Consider the following 17,827-nt stretch of genomic DNA (forward strand, 5'->3'; position numbering starts at 1 on the left):
AATAGTGCGGAAAAGTCGTTGACGATCCGGTGCGTCGGCGCCGGGCCGGTTGATCACGAACAGAGGACGCGGATATGGCACGCCCCGCATGGAGCGACGACGAAGTCGAGGCGGTACGAGAACTCGCGCGTAACTACTTCGAGAAGGAAGTGGTCCCGCACGAGGAGAAGTTCATCGAGCAGGGCCATCCGGACAAGGCGCTCTACCGGCGCGCCGGGGAACTCGGCCTGCTGTGCCCGGCGGTCCCGGAGGAGTTCGGTGGTGGGGGCGGCAGCTTCGCCCACGAGGCGGCGATCATCGAGGAACAGGTGCGCGCCGGTGACGGAGCCCTCGGTATCCCGGTGCACAGCTCGATCATCGCGCCCTATCTGGCCGAATTCGGTTCCGAGGAGTTGAAGAAGCGGATACTGCCCAAGGCGAGCAGTGGCGAGATGGTGCTGTCCATCGGGATGACCGAGCCGGGCACCGGATCGGACCTGCAAGCGATCAAGACCCGGGCCGTCCGCGAAGGCGACGAGTACGTGATCACCGGGTCGAAAATCTTCATCTCCAACGGCTGGCTCTGCGACGGCATCATCATCGCCGCGAAAACCGATCCGGAGAAGGGCGCCGCCGGAGTCTCGCTGCTCTTCGCCGAGGTCGGCGACGACACCCCCGGCTTCACCCGCGGTCGCATCCTGTCCAAGATCGGTGGCAAGGGCCAGGACACCGCCGAGCTCTTCTTCGACGGACTGCGGGTGCCCGCAGTCAACCTGCTCGGCGGTGCCGAGGGGCAGGGTTTCTACCAGATGATGCAGCTGCTGGCCCAGGAACGGCTGGTCACCGCCATCATGGCGGTGACGATGATGGAACGCGCCGTCGAACTGACCGTCGAATACACCAAGGGCCGCGAGGCCTTCGGCAAACCGCTGTTCGCCATGCAGAACACCAAGTTCGAACTGGCCGAATGCGCGACCATCGCCCGGACCAACCGGGTCTTCCTCGATGACTGCATCACCCGGCACCTGCGCGGGGAACTCGATATCCAGTCGGCCGCCATGTCGAAGTACTGGTCCACCGATCAGCTCGGTGTCGTCGTGGACCGTTGCCTGCAACTCTTCGGCGGCTACGGCTATATGACCGAATACCCGATCTCCCAGCTGTACACGGGCGCCCGGGTGCTGCGTATCCTCGCCGGCAGCAACGAAGTGATGAAGGATCTCATCGCGCGTGGGCTCTGACCTCGAACCTCCATTCGCCCCCGTCGCCGACCTGCCCGCCGGCCCCGGCTCGTCCGCGGCCGGCGGGCACGGCACCGACGACCAGCCGCGGCGCCGCCGGCTCGAACCGGATGAACGCCGCGCCCAGATCCTCGCCCAAGCCATCGAGATGTTCGGCGAACGTCCGTACGCGGCGGTGTCCACGGCCGAACTGGCGCAGCGTGCCGGGGTGGCCCGCGGCCTGATCAACCACTACTTCGGCAACAAACGTGACCTCTACCTCGCGGTGGTCCGCCGGATGGTGACCTTGCCCCGCGCCGACGAGTTGGCCGTACCCACGGGCACCACCCGGGAACGGGTCGAGGCCAGCGTGCACTGGTTGCTCGACACGATCTCCGAGCACGGCAGCACCTGGGTCAAGGTGACCAGCCACGAGGGAGTCGGCGACGACCCGGAGGTACAGCAGATTCTCGACGCGGCCGACGACGCGGCCGCACAGCGGCTGCTGGCGATGATCGGTCTCGCCGACGGTGCGGGTTCGGCGGAGCCGCGACGCGCGATGGTCCGCGCCTACGGTGGCCTGGTCAAGGTGGCCGGCCGGGAGTGGCTGACCCGCGGGACCATGACCCGCGACCAGGTCCACGCGCTGCTGGTCGACATGCTGAGCACTTTGGTCACCGAATCGCTGCCGCGGGTGCGCCGCGGGCACTGAGTCACTATGGCCCGGCGCAGCGGACCGGCCGGGTGTTTCGGGGTGGTGGCCAGCACTGCTTCGGCCAGGGGGATTTACCGGAACAGCGGCCGGTCGCGGCTTATTCTTTCCGATACCGGGCGCGGTCCACTGCTCCAGGATTGTGCCTACGGCGGCTCGAAGGGATCGGTCATGGCATATACACAGCGCTGGGCGGGTGAGCGCTGGCCGGAAGTTCCGCCGGACCGGGACGAGGAACCACCGCGCACCGGCCGGCGGCGCGACGACGACTGGTCCGAAGAGCCGCCCCAACCCGGCGAACGCCCGATCGTCAATCCTTACGCGATCGTCGCGCTGGTGGCCGCGCTCATTCTGGTCTTCCCGGTGGCGATCGTTTTCGGGCTGATCGCGTTCGGGCATCCCCGCGGCCGTTTCATGGCCTGTACCGCGCTACTGCTCGGTATCGGCGAGGTGGCGCTGCTGGCGGCGTTGGTCCTCGCACCGGGAGATACGCCCGGTGGTGTGTTCTCTCGGGTAGGCGACGCGGTGGGGGAGGTCACCGGCGGACAGCGGACGGCCGAGTCCCCGGCCGCGGCCGCCTCCGGTACCTCCGAGAGCACCCGGACCTCGTCTCCCGGCCGCAGCGCCACGGCCGAACCCTCGACGCCGGCGAGCGGGGTCGCCTCGGCCCCGCCGGCCGCCGAGGCCGGTACCGCCTGCCCCGAACCGGCCCTGCTCGGTGTCGCCGCCGACGGCGGCACCCTGCTGTGCCTCACCGATCCGGCGTCGGTCACCGGCTATCAGTGGTCGGGCCCCTACCGGGTGGCCGAGACCGTCCGTGCCGAAGACGCGAGCTGTCCGGGCACCGCCACCGCACGTACCGCCGCGGGATACGCCCTGGTGTGTGAGAACGGGATCTGGACCCGCTGGAGCTCCTGAACCGCCGCCGGCCGGTCCGCTCAGCTCTCGGTCGCCGGCTTGCGGGCCCGGCTGGGCTGCACCCGCGGCGGTTCGTTCGGCATCTTCGGGTACTGCGGCGGCCATGGCGCGTCCATGAGACCGGAGGCGAGATCGCGTTCGGACATCCGCAGCAGCGGCTCGATACTCTGCGGTGCGCGGTACTCCCAGGGATCGCCGTGCTCGGCGAGACGCGCCGGTACCGTCGCGATGGTCAGATCCTCGGGGACCACGGTATCGAGTTCATCCCAGGCCAGCGGGGTGGATACCTGCGCGCCGACCTTGGGCCGTACGCACCAGGCACCGAACACGGTCTTGTGCGGAGCGTTCTGGTTGTAGTCGACGAAAACTCGCCGGCCGCGTTCCTCTTTCCACCAGTGCGCGGTGATGTCGTCGGGGTGGCGGCGTTCCAGCTCCCGCGCGAGGGCCACGGCCGCGGCGCGGACCTCGTACCCGTCCCAGTGCGGTTCGAGCGCGATATAGAGATGCAGGCCGCGCGATCCGGAGGTCTTCACCCAGGTTTCGATACCGAGCTCGTCACACAGTTCCCGGGTCCGCAGGGCCGCGGTCCGTAGTTCGCCGAAACCGATACCGGGGGAGGGATCGAGATCGATGCGGAGCTGATCGGCGATCCGCAGATCCGGCACGGTATTGGGCCAGACGTGGAAGCCGAGACAGCCCTGGTTCACCGCCCACAGCACATGCGCCAGATCGTGCGCCACCAGCGCGTCGCTGGTGGTCCCGTTCGGGGTGGCGACCTCCACGGTGTGCAACCAGTCGGGGGCGGACTTCGGCACCCGCTTCTGGAACCAGGACTTACCGGACGCGCCGTCCGGGTAGCGTTCCAGCAGCAGCGGCCGCCCGCCGTTGACCCGGAAGAACGGTTCGGCGACGCTCTCGTAGTAGCGCACCAGATCCAATTTGGTTTCGCCGCGGCGGGAGAAATACACCTTGCCGGGGTTGGTGATGGTGAGTATCCGGCCGGCGGCCTCGATCTCCACCGATTCGCTCATTTCGCCACCGCCGTCCCGAAGATCTCGCGCAACTCCGCCGGTGCGGCCTCTTCGAGCTGGGCGTAGGTGCACGACTCGGGGGTGCGGTCGGCGCGGAACCGGACCAGCCGCCCACCGTGCCGGAACCGGCCGGACTGGAGATGCTCGTACCTGACCTCGGCCACCAGTTCGGCGCGCAGCGCCTCCCACGACAGATCCTTGCCGCCGCTCCAGCGACTCACCCCGCCGGGCATGGAGCCGCCGGACCCGGCCTGGGCCGCCACATCGGCCCATTCCCGCCACGGATGGCCGACCAGGGCGTTCTCCCGGTACGGGGCGAGTTCACCGATCAACTCGGTGCGCCGCGCGGCGGTGAAACTGCTCGCCACTCCCACATGGTGCAGCCGGCCCTCGGCGTCGTACAGGCCGAGTAGCAGCGAACCCACCCCCTGACCGTCCTTGTGCCAGCGGAAACCCGCCACCACACAGTCGGCGGTGCGCTCGTGCTTGACCTTGAGCATCACCCGCTTGTTCTGCTGATACGGCTGGTCATCGGCTTTGACCATCACCCCGTCGAAGCCCGCGCCCTCGAATCGGGTGAACCAGTCGCGGGCCACGGCCGGGTCCCCGGTGAGCGGGGTCAGCTGCACCCGGCCGGGCTCGGATCGCAGGATGGTTTCGAGCAGGCGGCGGCGTTCGGCGAACGGCGCCTCGGTCAGATCGCGGTCGCCGAGGGCAAGGAGATCGAAGGCCACGAAACTCGCCGGCGTCTCCACGGATAGTTTGGTCACCCGCGACGCCGCCGGATGCAGCCGCTGCTGCAGGACATCGAAATCGAGACCGTCATCGGTGACCACGACGATCTCCCCGTCCACGACGCACCGATCCGGGAGCGCGGCGCGCAGCAGTTCGGCAACTTCGGGAAAGTACCTGGTGAGAGGTCGATCGTTACGGGACCCCAGCTCCACTTCCGCACCGTCGCGGAACACCACGCAGCGGAACCCGTCCCATTTGGGTTCATAGCTCAGCCCCGGCCCCGGTGGTATGTCGGGGGCGGTTTTGGCCAGCATGGGCCGGACGGGTGGCATCACCGGTAGATCCACACGATCCTCCTCGGGTCGATCCTCACCCGTATCGACGCCGCGGCCGACGCCGAATCATCGCCCCCGATGATAGGAGTTCGAACCGACAGATCGCCGGATCCGGCCGTCAGCCGTCGATCCAGCCCTGGTCGACCGCGAAATCGGTGAGCCGCTCCCGGATGGCGACGATCTCCCCGGCGGTCAGCGCCGGGGAGGCGTCCAGGAGAAGTTCGGTGACCAGCCGGGTGTGTTCCTCGGCGGTCAACCGGGCACCGTCGCCGACCGGTTTGGGCCGTATGTGCTGTCCGCGCGGGGACCGGAGATTGATCGCCTTGGGGCCTCGATCGCCCTCGGTGACGTCGAATTCGAACACCCGACCCTGCCGGAGTTCGTCCTCGTCCAGGCCGATATCGTTGACATGGACGAACACGTCGGGTCCGCCGTCCTCGGGCCGGATGAAACCGAAACCCCGCGATCCGTCGAACGACACCAATTTCCCGCTGGCCACCACACCGCTCCTCGCCGCAGTTCTGCCGGTTACTCTATATCCGGTTTTTCCTCATCGGTGGTCGAAAGCGCCTTTTGTAGCGAGTTGAACACGGTGAGGCCCTGCCCGACCATGCCGTTGAGCAGTTCGCCCACCCCGTCGGGCCCGTTCAGAACGGTCAGGTTCGCGTTGGACAGCCCGCGCGCCGCCTGCTCCACGATGAGGGGCAACTGTTCGATGAGCATCTGGTCGAGCGCGATGCGATTGTTGGAGGCCGCCGCCTCGGCCTGGATCCGGGTGCGGTCGGCCTCGGCCTCGGCGAGGATCCGCACCCGCTCGGCCTCGGCCTGCGCCGGTTTCACCACCTCGGCCTGCAACTGCTGTTCCCGCAGTTCGGCTTCCTTACGGGCCTGGGCGGCCTGGGCGCCGAGTACTTCCTGCTGGGCGAGCGCGGCGGCGAGTGGTCCGGCCGCAGCGGCCTCGGCCTCCGCCTTGTCGATATCGCGTTGGTAACCGGCCTTGAGGATCGCCGTCTCCCGCGCGTATTCGGCCTGTTTGCGCAGAGATTCCTGTTCGGCCTCGGCGGAGCGCTGCGCGGCCTGCGATTCGGCGATCTGGGCGTCCCGGTGGACAGCGGCGTTGTGCGGAGCGGCGAGGGCGGAGATATAGCCGAGGTTGCCGTCGTCGATGGACTGGATCTGGAACGAGTCGACCCACAGGCCGATATTGCTCATCTCCACCTTCGACGCGACGAGGACCTCGTCGGCCAGCCGCTGGCGCTCCCGGATGATCTCCTCCACCGTCATGGAGCCGACGATGGACCGCAGATGACCGGAGAAGATCCGGCCGGTCAGCACCGACATCTCCTGCTCCTGTTCGGAGAGGAAACGCTGGGCCGCGTTCACGATCGAGGCGGTGTCGTTGGCGACCTTGAAGGCGATGACCGCTCGTACCTGCAGCACGATGGCCTGTTTGGTGACACAGCGTTCGCTGATCTCGGCCTCGAACATCGCCAGCGACAGATAACGCACCTTCCGGAAGAACGGCATCACCCACGTACCGCGTCCGATGATCACCCGGAAGGGTGTGGCATCGCGGCTCTTGGCGCCGCTGACCAGCATCGCCTCGTCGGGATCGGGTACGTGATAACCCAGCACGTCTGACTCCTCGCGTCGTGTTGCTACGGCGCCGGGTCCGGTATGAGAGGTATCCAGGGCACCACGTCGGCGATTCGACCGGAATCGACAGCGACGACCAGCACGGTGCTTCCGGCCGGGATCGCCTCGGCGGCACGCGCGATATACCCTTCGGTCCCCCCACGTACGGCCACCAGGACCTCACCCAGCGTCCCGGGGCCTCGGATCGGCGAAATCAGCTTACCGGTCGACCCGACGACTTCGTCGTGCATTTCTTGCGTACCTCCTTGCCCGGCGGTGATTTTCCGAGATCGTTCCCCCGCCGCATCCCGGTCTACCGATAGAGCCGGCGGTAGGCGCTCAGCATGGCGACGAGGTGCTCGACGATCTCCGCGCGGGTGGCACGCAACGACCCGTTCAGCCAGGCGGAGAACATTCCCGCGTTCCCGCTGGCCATGGTGACGGCCGCGAGGCGGCGGCGGACCGGATCGTCGATCCGGTGGAAGAGGTGGTCCTGGATGAGCCGGGTGAAGGCGGGCATGACGGCGATGGTGGTCTGGCCGAGGCCGGTGCTGGAGTACGGCTCCACCAGGAACAGACGTGATTTACGGGGGTCCTCGAGCACTTTGTCCACCAGCGCCTCGGACAGGGCCCGGTCCCGCGAGGCGTCGTCGGCGACCGCGAAGGCGGTCATCGGTTCGAGGAAGTCGTCGGCGATCTGCCGGTACAGGACATCGAGCAGTTCATCCCGGCCGGCGAAACTCTCGTAGAAATACCGATCGGTGAGATTGGCTCGGCGGCACACCGCTCGCATGGTGACACCGGCGGCGCCGGATTCACCGATCAGATCCAGTGCGGCCTCGAGCAGTGCGCTGCGCCGTGCCGACTTCCGCTCGGAAAGCGTGGTGCCACCCCAGATCCGGGGTCCGCTGTCGTCCGATCGCTGATCTGAATGCACCCGTTCACAGTAGTGGGCAGGTGCCGTCGGCCGCGCCGGGTGGTCACGGCGCCGCACCGTATGTGACGCGGGTCAGCTCCGGGGGTCCTGGTGCGGCGGCCGGGCCACGAGCACCGCCTGGCCGGCGGCGAGGTCGATCCGGTCGCGCGGTGGCCCACCGTCGGATTCCTCATCGCGCAACATGGTCTGCGCCGCGCGATGGTCCAGCTGGTCGCGTTTGCTTCCGTACCAGAAGGCGGTGAGCTCCTCCACTCCCGCGGCCGCGAGGCGGGTGGAGGTGCGCTCGCCGGTCGAGTGTCCTGTCTCGGGGAAGCGGGTGTACACCCACCGCAGTGCGGCGACGGCGCCCAGCAGGAACACGGCTATGGGCGCGCCGAGGAAGAGGACATCCACGATTTTCAGAGTAGCGCCCCGACGGTGGTGATCGCGTTTTCCCGCTCCCCGAGCCGGGCCCGGCAACCGCCGGGCGATTAGGCTGAAGCGCGTGGTCGTGCTCGCAGTGTTGCTGTTCGCCGTGGCCGCCGCGACGACCGGTTATGTCGTCGCGGGCGATGCCACGACCGAGGTGGACTGCCCGCTGCGCGAGTGGGTACTGACCCTGCGCACCGATCCACTGACCACGGCCGCCACGGTGATCACCCATCTCGGAGGGGCGGTGGCCATGTGGACGCTGGCGCTGCTGGCCTGTGCCGTGCTGCTGCGGCGCGGCGCGTACGGGGACCTCTTGCTGGTGGCCGGGGTGGGCGCGGCCTCCGCGGTGCTGGTGCCCGTATCGAAGCAACTGATCGGCCGGTCGCGGCCGCCGGTGTCCGGGCAGCTGGTAGAGGTGAGCAATCAGTCCTTCCCCTCAGGGCACAGTGTCGGTTCGGCCGCGGCGGTGGGCGTACTCGCCGCACTGTTCTGCCTGCGGACCGCGCATCGCGTCGCCGGGGTGATCGTCGCGGTCACGGCGGCCGTCTTCGTACTGCTGGTCGGACTTTCGCGGATTTATCTCGGCGTACACTGGCCCACGGATGTACTCGCCGGCTGGGCGCTCGGTGGTCTGCTGGTCGCCGTCGGGGTGGCCGTGCGGACCCGGGCCGAGGGCACGGCAGCGGGTGCGGACAGTTCCGCGACAGCCGCCGGTTCCGGAAGCGCGGACCCCGCCGCCTGGAACACTCACCGCTGACCGGGTCGTTCAGCCGCCGCGTTCCAGCTCCAGGCCCGCGGCCCGCCAGCCTGCGAGACCACCGCCCAGACTGTAGGCGGTGTGGCCGGTCCGGCGTGCGGTCGCCGCGAACCGGCGGGAGATATCGCCGGTGGGACAGGTGAAGATCACCGGTTCGGCCCGCGAGAACGGTGTTCCGTGCGCGAACAGGTCGGTGAGCCGGTCGTCGGGAATATTGATCGCGCCCGGGATATGGGCCACCCGGTATGCCATGGCGCCCCGGGTGTCGACGATCACCGGGCGCGCGGTGCGCAGTAGTTCGGCCAATTCGGTGGGGGTGAGCTCTGGTACGGCGGCGATTTCGGCGGGTTCCGGTGGACGTGGGCCGGCGTCGCGGCCGAACAGTTCCGGCCGGCGCTGCTCGATATAGGACAGGTACGGCTCGAGCCGATCACAGACGATGATCACCCCGACGGTGCGCGTGCCGCCGCGGTCGCCGCGTCCAAGGACCTCGCGCGCGGCCGCGTAGGCGGCGCCGCTGGTGGGTCCGGCCAGGACCCCGTATCCGGTGGCGAGTTCGAGCGTGGCCTCGATCGCGGGGCCCGATCGCACGGTCCGGATCTCGTCGTAGAAATCGGGCTGGAACAGGCCCACCTCCCACATCTCCCGTTCCGACCGGATCCCGGGAATGAAGTCCTCGCGTTCGGAGACCACCGCGACCGTCCGCAACTCCGGATGGAACTTTCGCAGGTAGCTCCCTGCCCCGCGGCTCGACCCGGTGGTGCCCAGCCCGCCGAACAGATAGTCGATCCGCTCGATCCCGGCGGCCGTGAGATCTTCGTGGATCTCTCGGCCGGTGCCGTCGTGATGGGCGGCGATATTCTTCTCGCTGGTGTACTGGGACAGATGCCGGAATCGGTCGGGCTCCGCGGTCATGGCCGCGTCGATCGCCGAGTACACATCATTGGGCGTGGTGGGGTCCGGGCATTCGGACAGGCCGGGAAGCTCGACGATTTCGGTGCCGAGCAACCGGAGCAGATCGCGCACCTCACCGACCTTGATCCGATTGGTCATGGCCCGCAACCCGATACCGTGGATCGCACCGAGGATGCGCAGCGCTTTTGCGGTGTTGCCGCTGGACGCCTCGATCAGCGTCCGCCGCTGCGCGCGCAGCGTATCGAGTTCGTCGCGCAGCATCGCCCAGGCGACGCGGTCCTTGACCGAACCGAATGGATTGTGCGATTCGAGTTTGGCGTACAGGTCCACCCCGTCGAGGCCGTGTACGGCCGGGTCCAGGCGGAGCAGGGGGGTGTCACCGATCAGCTCGGTGATGTGCTGGTGGATCGTCACGGAACCTCGGGTGCGTCGGAGTCGGCGGCGGGGAAGGACGGTGGCCGGTAGTCGGCGTCGGATGTCGCCAGGAAGCGCCCGCCGTGGCCGACCACCGCCACTTTCTCGGCCGGGGGGTGCATGGCGGCCGTGGCCGCCGACAGGTCCATGTGATATCCCGCCGTATTCGGGAAGACGATCAGGTCGCCCGGCCGCGGCAGCCACGGCAGCCAGACCGTATGCGTGGTGACGAGATCTCTTTCGAGGCAGAGCCGTCCCGCCAGGAAGACACCGGCCGGGTTTCCGGCCGGTTCGACCCCGTCACCGGGCAGCAGCAGTGGATCGGCCATCACTTCCTGATCGGCCGGTGTCACCGTGTCGCGGCTGATGTCCAGGTGGACGAGCACACTGTCGTCGGAGGCCACTTTCACGAATTCGACCCGGGCCACGGTGATCCCGGCGTGGTCGGCGAGTGCTTTACCGGGTTCCAGCCAGATGTCGAGGAGATTGTCGGCGGCGACCCGGGCGATACTGCGGCCGCCGTGCCGGGTGAGTGGGGCGGCCAGGAAACCGGCCAGCATCTCGGCGGCGGTCACGGTGTTGGCGTATTTGTGGAATACCGGCGTCCCGCGCACCGCGCCCCCGTCGACCTGATAGCCGAAGGTATTGCTGCCCCAGCTCATCGCGGCGCCGTGGCCGGCGAGCGCGTCCCGCAACCGGTGTACGTAATCGTCGAACCGGGCGCCGTCGGCGGTGAACACCTGGCGCAGTCCGCCGCCGATATCGAGCACCGACGGCGCGAGTCCGGCCGAGTACGCCTGTTCGAGTAGCGCGAGACAGGTATCGGCGGCGCGTACCCGCTCGGCGGTATCGCCGGTATCCAGATGAAATGCCGTGCCGCGGAAAAGGAGTCGGTCCCGGTGTCGCGCGAGCACCTCGAGCGCCCCCGCCATCCGCGGCACCGGGATCCCGAAGCGGCTCACCTGCGAACCCGTGAATCCGCTGACCCGGAGCAGGACCGGGACCGGTACGGACGGGTCGGCGAGGTCGGCGAGCGTGCCCAGCTCCCATTCGTTGTCGACGTTCACGGTGGCCCCGGTGCGCACCAGTTCCCGGAGGAACGCTTCGCCCTTGGGCCCGGTCACCTCGATCCGGCAGGCGTCGAATCCGGCCGTGAGCGCCGATTCCAGTTCGCCTGCCGAAGCCACGTCCACACCGATCCCGTGCGCCGCGGCGGTGCGTACGAAGGCCCGGGACCGGTTCACTTTGTGTGCGTAACAGATGCGGTAGCCGGTCTGTGCCTCGTCGAGTACCGCGGTGAGCCGATCGATATTGCGCGCGAACACCTGTGGGAACAGCAGATGAACCGGTGTCCCGAAGCGGCGAAGTACCTCGTCGAACGCGCGACGATCGGCGAGGAACGCCGCGACGAGCGGATCCCAGTACGCCGGTAGGGCGGGTGGTGCGGTGGGCTCGGTGGGTTCCGGGCGGTCGGGTCGCAACCGCACGGTCATCCGAGGTTTCCCGGGCGCAGTGAGTCGGGTCGCTCGCCCACCGGGTTGTAGCCGCCGTCGCGCAAGGCCTCGAAGGCGCGGGCCCGGTTGCGCGGGCTGCGGAACTCCGCCACGACCCGTTTACTGTCGAGGTCGATGTCCACGACCCCGATGCCCATCGATTCCAGTACCCCGCCTATGGTGCGGACACAGTGCTTACAGGTCATATCGGGGACATAGAAGATCCGGTCCTCCTCCGCCGCCGGGCCGGTGCCCAGATCCTCCCGGGCCGGCACCGCCACCGGTTCGCAGTGCCGGGCGAGGTCGTCGAATACCTCGACGAAGCGGTGCACCACCTCGGCCAGCACGCTGAAGTTCGCGCCGCCCTCGCGGTGTACGACCGCGGCCGGGCAGGAGGGCTGCTCCCCGCGTGGTAGCAGTGCGTACTGCCGGGAGATGAGATCCAGATCGTCGTGATACCGGGCGATCGCCGCGGGTACGGTCAGCCCCTCCTCGGTGGTCGCCCGGTCCATCACCCGGTGTGCGTCGGCGATGGTCGCGTCCTTCATCGCCCGCAGCGTGGCGACCGATTCGGCGGTGTACCGCACCGAGCCGCCGGGTTCGGTGCGCAGGCTCACCGGAATCATGCCTCGTCGATACGTCGATGCCTGCAGTTCCCAGAACCACCGGGTGGCGACCGCGGTGAAGATACCGGAGTCCTGCAGTCCGCGCGCGAATTCGCCGGGTGTCGGGTAGGGCGTCTGCCGCGCGATGAGTGCGTGCTGGGCCAGCGCCCGGCCCGCGGACTCCACCCCCACCCGGAAGATATCGATGGGTTCGTGATCGGTGGTGGTGCCGGCCAGCACCGAGTGCGCCGCCGCGTCCAGACGTGATATCCGGTCGGCGAGACCGGAGTTGTCCTCGATCGCGCGCCAGAGCGCGAGTACGGCCTCCCGGGTGGCGATCGGCACGAGCGGGCCGGGCCCGTCGTCCCGGTAGAAGCCGGTATTGGGTACTCCGGCGCTGTCGATCCAGGTCATCCGGTGGGTGGCGGAGGTGACCGCGTCGGCGGGGCAGGGTCGCATGAACCGTTCCAGGTACAGCCGTTGCGAGACAGTGAGATGACTGCCGGGTTCGGGGCGCAGTTCGGTCGCGGTGTACTCGAACCGGACCGTTCCCGCCGGCCGGTGGTCGGCGAACAGTCCCGGCCGGGCGAGCTCGGCCAGGATCCGCGCGGTGGCCCGCCGGTCGTACCGGGCGGCGGTATCGGTGGATGCGCTGATCTCTGTGCTCATGGCAGCTCCTCGGCGAGGGTCCGGACGCAGTCGACGAAACGGTCGATATCGTCGAGGCAGGTGTAGACATGAGTGCTGACCCGCACGGATTCGGGGTCGCCCCCGGTTTCGGGCACGCAGTGGGCGCCGGTGCGGACGAGGAAGCCGTATTCGGCGAGGACGAAGCCCAGGTCGGCCGCCGATATCCCGGTCAAGGTGAACGAGACGATGCCGTATCCACTGTCGTCCCGGGCGTGCGCGGGCCCCGGCAGGAACGTCAGTCCGGGCACCGCCCGCAACCCATCGATCAACCGCCGGGTCAGCGCCCGGTTGTGCGCCGCGATGGCGGGCATACCGTATGTCTCGAGAACCTCCAGCGCGGTGCCCAGCGAAAGGATGCCCGGAATATTGGCGGTACCGCCCTCGAGCAGGCCCGGCATGACGCCGGCGTCGAACCCCGCGGTGGTCAGTACCGCGTCGGTACCGCCGCCGGGCAGGAACGGCCGCAACTGCGCATGGGTCCGCTGCCGGCAGTACAGGATTCCGGTGCCCGGCGCCGCGAACATCTTGTGTGCCGCGAAGGCCGCGAAATCGGCCCCGAGCGCGGTGACGTCCACCGGGACGTGACCGCCACTCTGGCTGCAGTCGAAACACAGGTGTACCCGTGGGGGAATCCGCTCGCGCAGTTCGGTGAGGGTGGTGCGGGCGCCGAACACATGATGCAGGTGCGTCACGGTGAGCAGCCGGGTACGCGGGCTCAGTTTCGCGGCGATATCGGCGGTATCGGCCTGCCCCGCCGCGGTGACCCGGTAGGGCACGAGTTCGATCCGGCGGCCGAAGCGTGCGAGGGTGTCCCGCAGCAGGAACCAGGGCGAGACATTGGCCGCGTGGTCGCGTGGGCTGTAGAGGATCTCGTCCCCGTCCATGAGCGCGGTGAGACCCCAGGACAGTGCGACGGCATTGAGCGCCGCGGTCGCGCCGCCGGTGAAGACGATCTCGTCGGGCCGGGCGGCGCCCACGAAGTGCGCGGTCGCGGCCCGGACCGCGGTGATGCGCTGGGTGAGCGCCGTGGACCAGGGGTAGGTGCCGCGCGCGGCATTGGCGGTAGCGGTCGAATGGTAGTCGAGGACGGTGTCGATCACCGCCCGCGGTTTCTGCGTCGTGGCGGCACTGTCCAGGTAGGTCTCCCGGCTGCCGGCCACGGCCGGAAAGGACGCGCGGACCTCCGGCGGGAGCAGCCCGGTGGCCGTCGGCACCGGTGCCGCCGCCCTGTCCGACATGGGCGGCCGATCCGCTCGGCGCGGGGGTGATCCCATGTGATCGTTCCTTCCGCCGCTCCAGCCGGACTGCGAACAACGATACTCATTATCGGAAATTTCGCCCAGTGCGCTTGGTGCGCAGATGGTTTCGTCGGCGTAGCGCGGCGGGTGGCGAGGTCCCCGAAGATGTCGGTGGCCGGCGTTATGGTGCGGTATGCCACTCACATTCGACGAACGTCAGGCGTTTCTGGCCGAGCCGCATATCGGCGCGCTTTCGGTATCGGCGGGCCCGGAGCGGGGGCCCCTCACCGTGCCCATCTGGTATCAGTACGAGCCGGGTGGTGATCTCTGGGTGCTCACCGGCCCGGAATCGGAGAAAATGCGCCGGATCCGGGCTGCGGGACGATTCAGCCTGCTGGCCGAGCGCGTCGAGCCGACCGTCCGCTACGTCAGTGTGGAGGGCCCGGTCACCGGGGTCGAACCGCTGACCGATGAACGGCATCGCGAAATGGTGGCGCGCTATCTGCCGCCCGAGCGAGTGGAGGAGTACCTGGCCTTCGCCGCGGCCGAACTGGGTGAGCACGTGATCGTGTCCATGCGCCCGCAGCGATGGTTGTCCGCCGATCTCGGCTGAGCGATCAATAGCCGCCCTGCAGATACTCGACGAGCTGCTCGCGTTCGGTGGCGAGTTCGGAGATGGCGCTCTTGACCACGTCACCGATGCTCACGATGCCGGCCAGTTCACCACCGGAAACCACCGGCAGGTGCCGGACCCGGTGCTCGGTCATGACCCGGCGCAGCCCCTCGACGTGATCCTCGGGGGCGCAGACCCGGACCTCCGTGGACATGATCCGCGAGACCGGGGAATCCAGTAGAGCCGCGCCGTGCCGATTCAGGGCGCGGACGATATCGCGTTCGGAGACGATTCCGGCGATCCGGCGGCCGTCGGGAGAGACGACCACGGCTCCGATATTGTGTTCGGCCAGCAGGGCGAGCAGCGCGCGGATATCCAGATCCGGACGCGCGGTCATGACGGCGCTGCCCTTGTTGCGCAGTATCTCGGCGATTCGCATGGTCACCATCCACTCGAGCGCGGGATTCCAGAATCCCGCGCTCGAGGCCCGGGCGCCAGCACGAATCGGCATCGACCGCATTATTCGAAGTTGTGGGGTGGGGGGAGCCGTCGATCGGTTACTCGTCGTCGAGGCCCGCGGAGAGATAGGCGGCGGCGGCCAGCCACTGGCGGCATTGCGGGCCGTGCACATCGTGGATGTGCAGGATCTCGCGCGCCTGCCGATAGGTGAGTACCGGCGGTTCGGAATTGCAGTCGGTACCGGCTTCGGGGACCGCGTAGCGGCGTAGCGGTTCCGGATGGTGCCCGAGCGAATGACCGCCGCCTGCGCTGCCCACGGCGTTCCGATGGGGACTTCGGAATGGTTGGATCATTCGGTTGCCCCTCACATGCGACGTTGCGGGGCGACACCTCCGGTCGGCGGATCAGCCGAGGAAAATGCTGTGTATCGCCCCTCCTGTGCGCCTGAGTCTAAGCCGCCGTCGCTTACAAATGCAAGTACATCTGCAAACAACAGATCAATTCGCACCGACCCTGTTGCCGCGGTTCTCCTGACCATCGACGGTGTGGCACTGCGCCTTCCGCGAGGCGGTCACGGTCCGCTCCGAGCCGGGCGGTGGCGGTTCCGGGGTGTCCGGTCCACGGCGCCGTACGCGGAGATCGCCGGCCGGGATTCGTCGCCGGGGTGTCCGGGCGCCACCGGTCGATCGGGACGACGCCCGGTTCCACCAGTGTCAACCCGTCGAGTAAGGCCCAGATCTCCGGGCGGATAGGGCACCGCCTCCGGTATCGGTGTAGTTCCGGCACAGCGCCACGTACGCCTCACTGTCGTCGATACCGTCCCACAGGACCGGATAGCGGCCGGATGAGGTGGCCTCGAGCGCGGTGTACACGATCCGCCGCATCTCCGCGAAGGAGTCCGCGTGGCCGAGCGTGCCCATGAACATCACCGCTCCGCGGCCGGGAACCGCACCGCCCGGATGCGGAACTGCCGCGGCCGGCCGGTCATGGTTGTGATCTCCGGATCGACCGCGATCCCCGCGTCACCGGCGATGCGATCGACCTCGTAGTAGTCCTTGCCGCCCATCCGGTGGTTCCAGATGCGGGCGGAATGCGGAATATCGGTCCGGATCGTGGGGCGGTGTTCTTCGGACATGGCGGACTCCTGGGCGGTCATGGTCGGAACGCGCCGGCGCGGATACCGGCGGTGGGCCCGCCGGCTGGTGAAACCGATGTCCACTGCGACAGTACAAGACTCGCCACTGTCGATACCGGTGGTCGGCGTGTGCGGGAACGGTTCGCCACCTTGATGGCCGGAGCCCAAATGATCACCGCGGAACGGTTCGGGAGGGCTACGGTGACTCCCTCTGCGAACAGTTCGCGGGCGAGGTCATGGGTGGCTACCGGGGTCGCGCACGGGCACCGGAGGCCTGTGGACGCGGTGTGGCGAACTTCGTGCTATCGTCCTGATGTCGGTGCAGATGCAAGAACACCTGCGTTTGCATCTGTAAGGACCGACGGTATGCGACAGTGGCGTCAGCGACCATGAGCAAGGAGTGGGTCCTATGTCGGAAGTAACGAACCAGGTGATCGGAGCCTGGCGGAAGAGCACCTTCAGCAACCCGAGCGGGAACTGTGTCGAGTTCGCCGAGGCGGCCAACAATTTGGTGGCCATGCGTAATTCGCGCTTCCCCGACGGCGGGGTGATCTTCTACACGCGGCCGGAGATCGAGGCTTTCCTTCAGGGCGCCAAGGCCGGAGAGTTCGACGATCTGGCGGGTTGAGAGGTAACATGGGCCGTCGGCGTGGTGTGCCCGATCCGATCAGCGGCGCACCGTGGGTTAACCCGAAATCGGAGACGACTCCATGATCGCAGAGCCCGAGAACCGTGGTGGTGCGCAATCCGCCGAGGCGGAACGTGGCCCCACGGTTCTACGTATCGCTCTGGGCGGCCAGTTACGAAAACTGCGCGAGAGCAAGAAGATCACCCGAGAAGCCGCGGGTGATGCCATCCGCGGCTCCCATGCGAAGATCAGCCGGCTCGAGCTGGGCCGGACGAGTTTCAAAGAGCGGGATATCCGGGATCTGCTGACGCTGTACGGCGTCGACGATCCGGAAGAGCGGGAGAGCTTTCTCGAACTCGCGCGTAAAGCGAACGAACCAGGATGGTGGCACCGCTACGGTGATCTGCTGCCACCCTGGTTCGGCACGTATCTGGGTCTGGAGCAGGCCGCCAGCAAGATCCGTACCTACGAATCGCATCTGGTGCCCGGTCTGCTGCAGACGCCGGATTACGCCCGGGCCGTGGTAACGCTCGGTTACGAGGATTCCGATACCGATCGCCGGGTGGCATTCCGTCAGCGCCGGCAGGAAATACTGCATCGCGCCGACCCGCCGGTCATCTGGGCGGTACTCGACGAAGCGGCACTGCACCGCCCGGTCGGTGGGCGTGATGTGCATCGGGCGCAGATGGAGCATCTGCTGGATCTGACCCGGCTGCCCAATGTGACGATCCAGGTGGTCCCGTTCTCCGCGGGCGAACATGCCGCTGCGGGAAGCTCCTTCACCATCCTTCGTTTCGCCGAGACCGAGCTGCCGGATATCGTCTATCTCGAACAGCTGACCAGCGCACTGTATCTGGACCGGCGTGAGGATTTGGCGCTGTATCTGTCGGTGATGGACCGGTTGAGCGTGCAGGCGGCACCACCGGAAGAGTCACGCAGGATTGTCGCGGACTATACGAAAGGCCTG

At 68.0% G+C, this 17,827-nt stretch carries 23 protein-coding genes; 7 read left to right on the forward strand and 16 right to left on the reverse strand.

All coding sequences use genetic code 11. The features are described 5' to 3' along the window. The first annotated feature begins 74 nt into the window (after positions 1-74). The 3 genes from NGR01S_RS02205 (at position 75) to NGR01S_RS02215 (ending at position 2,829) form a co-directional block, all read left to right on the forward strand. Positions 75-1,220: an acyl-CoA dehydrogenase family protein gene (locus NGR01S_RS02205; protein WP_063034459.1), complete on the forward strand. Its 1,146-nt coding sequence runs from the start codon at positions 75-77 to the stop codon at positions 1,218-1,220. Positions 1,221-1,251: 31 nt separating this feature from the next. Next, entirely contained in the window at positions 1,252-1,911 is a 660-nt protein-coding gene (locus tag NGR01S_RS02210) for a TetR/AcrR family transcriptional regulator (protein ID WP_063034504.1), read from the forward strand. A gap of 171 nt (positions 1,912-2,082) precedes the next feature. Further along, a complete protein-coding gene (locus NGR01S_RS02215) occupies positions 2,083-2,829 on the forward strand; it encodes a RodZ family helix-turn-helix domain-containing protein (RefSeq protein WP_063034460.1) in 747 nt (248 codons plus the stop codon). Between the two features lie 20 nt (positions 2,830-2,849). Here the strand turns inward: NGR01S_RS02215 and ligD are convergent, their stop codons facing one another. From ligD to NGR01S_RS02250, 7 genes are all read right to left on the reverse strand, one after another. Then, positions 2,850-3,860 carry a non-homologous end-joining DNA ligase gene (gene ligD / locus NGR01S_RS02220; RefSeq protein ID WP_063034461.1) on the reverse strand — a complete coding sequence of 337 codons (1,011 nt, stop codon included), beginning with the start codon at positions 3,858-3,860 and terminating at the stop codon, positions 2,850-2,852. Next, positions 3,857-4,942: an ATP-dependent DNA ligase gene (locus NGR01S_RS02225; RefSeq protein WP_218020694.1), complete on the reverse strand. Its 1,086-nt coding sequence runs from the start codon at positions 4,940-4,942 to the stop codon at positions 3,857-3,859. The genes ligD and NGR01S_RS02225 overlap by 4 nt, the downstream gene beginning before the upstream one ends. Positions 4,943-5,048: 106 nt before the next feature. Then, entirely contained in the window at positions 5,049-5,432 is a 384-nt protein-coding gene (locus tag NGR01S_RS02230; protein WP_063034462.1) for a cold shock domain-containing protein, read from the reverse strand. A gap of 26 nt (positions 5,433-5,458) precedes the next feature. Next, positions 5,459-6,565, reverse strand: a complete 1,107-nt coding sequence (locus NGR01S_RS02235; protein ID WP_063034463.1) for an SPFH domain-containing protein — start codon at positions 6,563-6,565, stop codon at positions 5,459-5,461. Positions 6,566-6,588: 23 nt separating this feature from the next. Continuing rightward, the gene (locus NGR01S_RS02240; RefSeq protein ID WP_063034464.1) at positions 6,589-6,816 is read right to left on the reverse strand and encodes an NfeD C-terminal domain-containing protein; all 228 of its coding nucleotides are present in this window, start codon (positions 6,814-6,816) and stop codon (positions 6,589-6,591) included. A gap of 62 nt (positions 6,817-6,878) precedes the next feature. Next, on the reverse strand, positions 6,879-7,502 hold the full coding sequence (locus NGR01S_RS02245) for a TetR/AcrR family transcriptional regulator (protein WP_063034465.1): 624 nt from the start codon (positions 7,500-7,502) through the stop codon (positions 6,879-6,881). A gap of 72 nt (positions 7,503-7,574) precedes the next feature. Then, positions 7,575-7,895 carry a DUF6191 domain-containing protein gene (locus NGR01S_RS02250; RefSeq protein ID WP_063034466.1) on the reverse strand — a complete coding sequence of 107 codons (321 nt, stop codon included), beginning with the start codon at positions 7,893-7,895 and terminating at the stop codon, positions 7,575-7,577. A gap of 91 nt (positions 7,896-7,986) precedes the next feature. Here NGR01S_RS02250 and NGR01S_RS02255 point away from each other — a divergent pair, with 91 nt between their 5' ends. Beyond that, positions 7,987-8,670, forward strand: coding sequence for a phosphatase PAP2 family protein (locus NGR01S_RS02255; RefSeq protein ID WP_063034467.1), 684 nt, complete (start codon positions 7,987-7,989; stop codon positions 8,668-8,670). 9 nt (positions 8,671-8,679) lie between these two features. Here the strand turns inward: NGR01S_RS02255 and NGR01S_RS02260 are convergent, their stop codons facing one another. The 4 genes from NGR01S_RS02260 to NGR01S_RS02275 are packed head-to-tail and all read right to left on the reverse strand — an operon-like array spanning position 8,680 to position 14,025. Further along, entirely contained in the window at positions 8,680-9,999 is a 1,320-nt protein-coding gene (locus NGR01S_RS02260) for a pyridoxal-phosphate dependent enzyme (RefSeq protein ID WP_157107078.1), read from the reverse strand. Further along, positions 9,996-11,492 (reverse strand): type III PLP-dependent enzyme domain-containing protein, encoded by a 1,497-nt coding sequence (locus NGR01S_RS02265; protein WP_063034468.1) that lies wholly within the window; start codon positions 11,490-11,492, stop codon positions 9,996-9,998. Before NGR01S_RS02265 ends, NGR01S_RS02260 begins: the two co-directional genes overlap by 4 nt. Further along, positions 11,489-12,766, reverse strand: coding sequence for a heavy-metal-associated domain-containing protein (locus tag NGR01S_RS02270; protein ID WP_063034469.1), 1,278 nt, complete (start codon positions 12,764-12,766; stop codon positions 11,489-11,491). Before NGR01S_RS02270 ends, NGR01S_RS02265 begins: the two co-directional genes overlap by 4 nt. Further along, positions 12,763-14,025 (reverse strand): aminotransferase class V-fold PLP-dependent enzyme, encoded by a 1,263-nt coding sequence (locus NGR01S_RS02275; protein ID WP_063034470.1) that lies wholly within the window; start codon positions 14,023-14,025, stop codon positions 12,763-12,765. Before NGR01S_RS02275 ends, NGR01S_RS02270 begins: the two co-directional genes overlap by 4 nt. 193 nt (positions 14,026-14,218) lie before the next feature. Between NGR01S_RS02275 and NGR01S_RS02280 the strand changes: the two genes are divergently transcribed. Further along, positions 14,219-14,638, forward strand: a complete 420-nt coding sequence (locus tag NGR01S_RS02280; protein ID WP_063034471.1) for a pyridoxamine 5'-phosphate oxidase family protein — start codon at positions 14,219-14,221, stop codon at positions 14,636-14,638. A 4-nt stretch (positions 14,639-14,642) separates the two neighbouring features. Here NGR01S_RS02280 and NGR01S_RS02285 read toward each other — a convergent pair whose 3' ends face one another. The 5 genes from NGR01S_RS02285 to NGR01S_RS32175 all read right to left on the reverse strand — a co-directional run bounded on the left by NGR01S_RS02285 (position 14,643) and on the right by NGR01S_RS32175 (position 16,232). Next, complete coding sequence (locus NGR01S_RS02285; protein ID WP_063034507.1) at positions 14,643-15,077, reverse strand: CBS domain-containing protein; 435 nt, start codon at positions 15,075-15,077, stop codon at positions 14,643-14,645. 118 nt (positions 15,078-15,195) lie between these two features. Then, positions 15,196-15,414, reverse strand: a complete 219-nt coding sequence (locus NGR01S_RS02290) for a hypothetical protein (RefSeq protein WP_245664386.1) — start codon at positions 15,412-15,414, stop codon at positions 15,196-15,198. A 148-nt stretch (positions 15,415-15,562) separates the two neighbouring features. After that, entirely contained in the window at positions 15,563-15,883 is a 321-nt protein-coding gene (locus NGR01S_RS32165) for an SAM-dependent methyltransferase (RefSeq protein WP_307718753.1), read from the reverse strand. After that, positions 15,811-16,023: a hypothetical protein gene (locus NGR01S_RS32170; RefSeq protein ID WP_063034473.1), complete on the reverse strand. Its 213-nt coding sequence runs from the start codon at positions 16,021-16,023 to the stop codon at positions 15,811-15,813. The genes NGR01S_RS32165 and NGR01S_RS32170 overlap by 73 nt, the downstream gene beginning before the upstream one ends. Then, positions 16,023-16,232 (reverse strand): SAM-dependent methyltransferase, encoded by a 210-nt coding sequence (locus tag NGR01S_RS32175; RefSeq protein WP_245664387.1) that lies wholly within the window; start codon positions 16,230-16,232, stop codon positions 16,023-16,025. Before NGR01S_RS32175 ends, NGR01S_RS32170 begins: the two co-directional genes overlap by 1 nt. A gap of 409 nt (positions 16,233-16,641) precedes the next feature. Between NGR01S_RS32175 and NGR01S_RS02305 the strand changes: the two genes are divergently transcribed. Together NGR01S_RS02305 and NGR01S_RS02310 are read left to right on the forward strand one after the other, a co-directional pair. Further along, the gene (locus NGR01S_RS02305; protein WP_030519885.1) at positions 16,642-16,860 is read left to right on the forward strand and encodes a DUF397 domain-containing protein; all 219 of its coding nucleotides are present in this window, start codon (positions 16,642-16,644) and stop codon (positions 16,858-16,860) included. Between the two features lie 82 nt (positions 16,861-16,942). After that, the coding region (locus NGR01S_RS02310; protein ID WP_063034475.1) for a Sco1979 family transcriptional regulator at positions 16,943-17,827 on the forward strand (885 nt) is incomplete at its 3' end.

Origin of the sequence: Nocardia grenadensis NBRC 108939, assembly GCF_001613445.1 — a bacterium.
Lineage (GTDB): Bacteria > Actinomycetota > Actinomycetes > Mycobacteriales > Mycobacteriaceae > Nocardia > Nocardia grenadensis.